The organism is Nostoc sp. (genome assembly GCF_036917155.1).
In the GTDB taxonomy this organism is placed as follows: domain Bacteria; phylum Cyanobacteriota; class Cyanobacteriia; order Cyanobacteriales; family Nostocaceae; genus Nostoc.
Window position 1 is genome coordinate 1 of record NZ_JBALDZ010000065.1, and the last position, 5,478, is coordinate 5,478.

Below are 5,478 nucleotides of genomic sequence, written 5' to 3' on the forward strand. Positions count from 1 at the left end.
ATATCACAAGAGACATATCACTGCGAATAAATTCGCCCGTGCCTAGCCCCCATAAATAGAATTTAGGGGCTTTCCCGGCACGGATAACTTGGTAAATGCTGCCGGATTTATTAATCTAGTCTCGAATTACCTCGGAGATTGTATACTCCCTAGAATTTGCATACAGTTCTAACCTTGCCCATTCTTCTTGAGACAACCTAACTCTCAATATTTTTTCTCTGCTCATTGTAGTCTTTTCAGTGCTACAATAATTCTAACAGGAACGATCAATTTCTGCTGTCAGTATTTCAAAGTCTACAGGCTTGGTTAAGTGGCATTTGAAACCAGCCTGAAGCGCAAGTTGCCGATCCTCCTGACTACCGTAGCCGGTGAGTGCAATCAGAATTGAGCGATTAAATTTGGAGTCTTTACTTAGTTCCTGTGCAACGGCGAATCCATCCATTTCAGGAAGTCCGATGTCACAAATAATCACATGAGGCTCAAGCTTCCTGGCAATTTCTACCCCTAAAATTCCATTCTTGGCAATGGAAACTTCATGCCCAAAATGCTCAAGTACTGCTTGTAATGATAAGGCTGAATCCTCATTATCTTCGATGACTAAAATCTTCAACGATTTTTTAGTCGCCTCTGTAATCTCCAGGTTGTTGTCCAAGGCTGTAATCTCTTCGCATATAGGAAGAGTAACTTTGAATTCTGCTCCCAGATTAATCCCTCTACTTGAGGCTTCAACATTACCACCATGAAGTTCTACAAGACTTTTTACTACCGAAAGTCCCAAACCTAGCCCGCCCCTTGAACGGTCTAAGCTGCGATCGCTCTGGGTGAATGGCTCGAAAAGTTCTGATAATATTGTCGGGTCTATTCCTATGCCTGTATCTCTTACGGATAAGGCCGCCACACTACCTGAGCCATTCTCACTTGGAATAACTGAGAAATCAACCCAGATCGTCCCATCTGGCTTTGAGAATTTTAAGGCGTTATCAAGAAGGTTCCCAAAGATTTGGAAGAAGCGAGTGGAATCAACATAAGCCCACACGGGCGTGTTTGGCAGGTCTTGAACTACGTTAAGATTCCATCTCTTGATTGCTTGTGCATGGTCATTGAGACTTTGGCGAACCAATTCCACCAGATTAACTTTCTCAAGGTTTAATGAAATCTTCCCATAAGTGATAGACGATACGTCAAGTAACTCATCGATCAATTTTGAGAGGTGCTTAATCTGGTGCTGCATCATTAAAACTGTTTCCCCGACTGCACCAGTCTCACCCAGCTTTAACTTGAGTAGCTGAACGCCGTTGGAGATGGGGGCAACAGGATTCCTCAACTCGTGAGCCAGCATCGCAATAAATTTGTCTTTCAGGGCGTTTTGGTTCGTAAGTTTCTGGAAAAGTTGCACGTTGGCGATCGCAACTGCTGTAGTATCTGTCAAAATCTCAAGGAGTCCGATTTCTTCGGGTGTGGCTAGGTGTCGTGTACTCCAGTAGGCTCCGATTGCACCCAATGGTTCAGAAACCCTGATCGGAACCATCACTAAACTCTTGACAAAAGTCACTTTGTACGCATCAATAGGAATTCGCGCATCTTGGTAAATGTCCTCAATTACGGCTGCTTGTTTATTGAGCATTGCCCAACCGGAGATGCAAGACTTGAGGGGAAAACGCATACCTTTCCAAAGTGGCCCAATAGCGTTTTCATCGACATAGTGGCAACATTCACCATCCCGCAGTACAAAAGTGACTCCATCCGCATTTGTGAGATCGCGAGCCGCTAAACGCACAATCTCAATAATTTCCTCAATAGTCCGCACACAAGCCAAATCCTTCACGACCGAAAGCAGCCTGTTGTAAGACGAAATGTTATAGCTTTGATGTGAATTCTGTTCTTGAGAGATGGAGGTTTGTAATATATTTTTCATAAAAGACTCCGAACAAAAGGGATGTCTGTATAAAAACTCAGGTAAAGCGGGTAGGTTTCAGCAGATACTTACTCTTAATCGTAATCTTAACTTTAGATATTGAGAGTACAATCTTTTAACGCATTTTTTTCTCCTAATTGTAGTATAAATATTTTAAGTAAATCAGTGAATATTTGGAAAAACTTTGTGTGTTCTCATGCAATCTCTGATGTTTGATGTACTGCGGTTACGTAGTTAGGAATAAGAATTAAATAAAATACAATTTATGTCCCTGGTTTACCTCACCCTCAATCCCTCTCCGATATATTGGAGAGGGATCGTGAGACAGGATGAAGTTTTGCATCTTATTTAATCCACATTCCTTAGTCAACTCGTTATTTAGCGATCACCAAATAATACTCAAATCGCTCCCGGAGTTGTTCAACCGTTAAATTTTGAGTCCAGTACACTACTAGGGCGTGACCAAATGCCCAGGCGTTGCGATCGGGTGCAGCGGAGTTTTCCAGCAGTAGCGGCCAAAGGGATAGCAATTCAAAGTTGAGCGAGTTGGAGTTGCCTGTATTCAAGAGCGAGAAAAGGTCATAAGCCATTTGAAGTTTGCCAATCACAATCGGCAACTGTTCCACGGGAATTTGCTCTGCCAACATATATGCTAAAGCTGGAGATCCGGTTGAGAGCGTAGAAACAAACTGGAGGACGGGACTTTTGAGCAAAGCCGTTAATCCCTGTGTTGTCGTCATTTGGAAGGTGTAGTGGTCGATGATTTTGGCAGCAGCGACGATCCGGGCTTCTAGGTTACGCAAAAAGCGGGCGAGACGGAGTTGTTTTGTAGGTGCGATCGCATCGACTAATCCCAACGATAGCGCCTCCACTCCCCAAGGAACTCGATTTGTTTTGCTGTCACCTGTAACTACGGGTAGAACGAGATTACAGAAGTTTCCCAGCAGTTTGGCACGATACTCAGTGGCTTCGCGAATGGCAATTTCTTTGGCGCGATCGCCCCATTCCCAATCATAAGGCGGTTGCCATTCGCGGATGGGACGCAGCCGATCTACCTGAGTAATGATCGCGATCACAGGTAAATCTGCAACTTCTGCTTTGATATCTTGCAAAAAGTCCACATCCATTTGCAGGGCAGGATCGAGGGCAGGAGTAGCTAATAGCAGCAAATCTGCGTTGATGGCATAATCAAGCACCAAATTTCGGAGATCGGCACGGTTGACTTGTTCATAACCAGGTGTGTCCCAAAGCGTTAGGGTTTCCCCACCTTGAGCCTGCCATTGATAATTTTGAATGCGATCGGTACTGGGTAAAACATCAACAGCTGCGAGATCCGCCTGGAATAGCGTGTTAATCAGGCTACTTTTTCCCGATCCTGTGCGCCCTACCAGCAGAATATTAACGGGTTTTTGCTCAACCACCTCGGCTGGTTCAGCTTGAGTTAAGATTTCTCGGAGTGTTTGGGTTTTTGCCTGGGGTAAAGTTGGTGTGGAAACTACGGTTGCTGAAACTGGGCTGCGTCCGTAAAGTGCGATCGCCTGCCGACATAAGTTTCTCAGGGCAGCTTCTCGGAATAACTGGCTCAAATTCCCCAACAATTGCTGAGTTGCTTGGTTACTGGAACCCTGGCTAGCTTGTTTTGCCACCGCCGCCACCGGATTTAAAACCCACTGTGCCCAATTCCAAACACGCCAGAATTTTCGGGCCGATGGTTCCAACTTTCGGTAGACTTCGTATCCTTGGTATGCTTGTCCCACTGTTACCTGATTGAGGATAGGGGATAACTTTTGCATCCACTGATCCATATCATCCACCGTTCCGCGAATCAACCCGTAAGCTTGGGGGACGTAAATATTCAGTAGAGGATATTGAATTTGAGGATTGTAAATATGAGCGATCGCCACGACTAAATCTTGGCAGCGCGTCCAAAAAGTTTGCCAGTCTTCCCAAATGGGGCGATCGCTTTGTGCTGTTTGCAGAATTTCTTGGAGTGCGGTTTCTGCAAGCTTTGTAGTATTACTTCCTACCGGTTGTACTGTATCTTCTGCGGTCAATTCCAGTTCTTCACGGACTTGAGTTAATACAGCTTCTATTTGGTTAACAGCTGGTTGAGTCCATTTGACTAGCAGCCAACGCCAACCCACGAATAAAAGGGTAAACACACCCCAAATCCAATTAATGCCCCACGCATGAATTTGCGAACCGGCGGATACCAGTAAAAAAATGATGATAAACGCGATCGGGATTGCTAATACAACCCACTGCCACGGTTTTAATCGCACCATTGCCCCATACCTGCTTTGGTTAGACTGCTTATATTGCTATTGTCGATCTAAATCTGGTGATGAGTTTTGGATTACTGCGTGTATTAAAGTGTAATAATAGCTCACGTTGGCTGCTAGTTCATCTGATGTGTTGTGGTAAGAGTGGAGATTTGACTACCTTTAAGATAAGATTTACGTGAATAAATCACAAAAAACTGACTTATGGGCGTTAAATTATGCTTGTAGATTTTACAGTCGAAAACTACCGCTCAATTAAAGAACCTGTAACCCTAAGTGCGGTTGCTCAAAAACAAAGCGATCGTCAGACAAGCCAAAGCAGCAAACACAAACGGGTAAAGTCAGATCATGAAATTGCACCTGGATATCATGTTGAAGGGTGGGACATTGAGCTTTTACCTGTTCTGGCAATTTTCGGAGCTAATGCATCAGGTAAAAGTAATGTTATCCAAGCTCTCGATTATTTATTGCTCATAATAGCTTATGGCACACAGCAAGCAGTCACATTCCAGAAATTATTGAAATATGTAAAACTAGACCCTTTTAAATTAGATAGTATCTCTGAGCAAAAACCTACAAGATTTGAATTAAGAGCTTTATTCGATAATAATATCTACACTTATTCACTAGTAATTAATAAAAATAATATCATCTCAGAAAACTTAGACTATGCTTTAAACACAACTAAACGAACTCGTCGTTTATTTCATCGTCAATGGGATGAAAGTAACAAAAAATTTATATGGAAAACTGGTGATGATTTTGCTGGAGCACATAATCAACTTCAGGATAATATTAGAGAAAATGAGTTATTTATTAGTACATTAGTGAAATTAAAAGTAAATATAGTTGAGTCCTTTCTAAACCAGGGTAAGCGCATCTAATTTTGTAGCCCTTGATACAGACAAAAAGCTTTAAACTCTATCTAAATATCAATTTGTCGTTCAAAATAGGACGATTTGTCGTAAATGATTGAAAAAACATGGGTCAAATAGCTTTTTATATTTTCAGCCACATAAATACGAAAATGTCAATCCCACCCCTTGGCTCAGTGTAGTAATTTTGAACTTATTTGTGCTTTGGTTGAACCCCAAAACTACCGTGTCAATAGGGTTTGAGATGCGCTTACCCTGATTTTGTAAGCTTCCTGGCTATTTTAAATGGGTGGTTTATTTACGCCGTGTTGTACTAACCCAAGTTGCTAGTTACTAGTCAAGGGCGATCGCAATGGGTGTGTTAAGCAATAAAATGCCCTCCAAGAAGAAAATTAGGAGGGCTATA

The 5,478-nt window shown here is 42.7% G+C and carries 3 protein-coding genes; 1 reads left to right on the forward strand and 2 read right to left on the reverse strand.

The features are described from left to right. Positions 1-253: 253 nt before the first annotated feature. Together V7K67_RS09675 and V7K67_RS09680 are read right to left on the reverse strand one after the other, a co-directional pair. Positions 254-1,915, reverse strand: coding sequence for a hybrid sensor histidine kinase/response regulator (locus tag V7K67_RS09675; protein WP_335166295.1), 1,662 nt, complete (start codon positions 1,913-1,915; stop codon positions 254-256). 374 nt (positions 1,916-2,289) lie between these two features. After that, positions 2,290-4,200, reverse strand: coding sequence for a GTPase family protein (locus V7K67_RS09680; protein WP_335166297.1), 1,911 nt, complete (start codon positions 4,198-4,200; stop codon positions 2,290-2,292). A gap of 215 nt (positions 4,201-4,415) precedes the next feature. Between V7K67_RS09680 and V7K67_RS09685 the strand changes: the two genes are divergently transcribed. After that, on the forward strand, positions 4,416-5,081 hold the full coding sequence (locus V7K67_RS09685; protein ID WP_334732253.1) for an AAA family ATPase: 666 nt from the start codon (positions 4,416-4,418) through the stop codon (positions 5,079-5,081). Positions 5,082-5,478 lie beyond the last annotated feature (397 nt).

Coding starts and splice junctions, on each gene's coding strand:
- V7K67_RS09680 (WP_335166297.1), bottom strand. CDS start 4,200: ATGGTGCGATTAAAACCGTGGCAGTGGGTTGTATTAGCAATCCCGATC.
- V7K67_RS09675 (WP_335166295.1), bottom strand. CDS start 1,915: ATGAAAAATATATTACAAACCTCCATCTCTCAAGAACAGAATTCACAT.
- V7K67_RS09685 (WP_334732253.1), top strand. CDS start 4,416: ATGCTTGTAGATTTTACAGTCGAAAACTACCGCTCAATTAAAGAACCT.